The sequence below is a fragment of the Vibrio sp. 10N.222.49.C9 genome, from assembly GCF_041474985.1.
In the GTDB taxonomy this organism is placed as follows: Bacteria; Pseudomonadota; Gammaproteobacteria; order Enterobacterales; family Vibrionaceae; genus Vibrio; species Vibrio crassostreae_C.
The window spans coordinates 1-265 of the sequence record NZ_JBFRVD010001170.1 but is presented as its reverse complement, the minus strand read 5'-3'; the positions used below and the strand labels follow the sequence as shown (position 1 = coordinate 265).

The window sequence follows — 265 nt, the reverse complement described above, 5'->3', positions numbered from 1 at the left end:
TAGTTTATGATGAAGTCGGCCGATTAGAGTTTTCTGACACACTAGTTTCAGATTCGACAGGTACGGTAACGTTGCGTGCCATTATTCCAAACCCTGACAATATATTACTAGCAGGTATGTATGTTCGCGCCCATATTTCAATGCCAGAAGCGAGAGGCTATCTCATTGTTCCACAATCTGCAGTGGTCAGAAGCCAATCTGGAGAGCCTTCTATATTTGTGGTTAACCAAGATAATAAAGCTGTGAAAAAGCCTATTGTTCTCGG

Annotated in this window: 1 protein-coding gene; it reads left to right on the top strand. The window is 42.3% G+C overall.

What is annotated here, in order from left to right; all coding sequences use genetic code 11:
- Nucleotides 1-265: efflux RND transporter periplasmic adaptor subunit (locus tag AB4585_RS27415; protein WP_372171903.1), on the top strand; the 265-nt coding region annotated here is incomplete at both ends.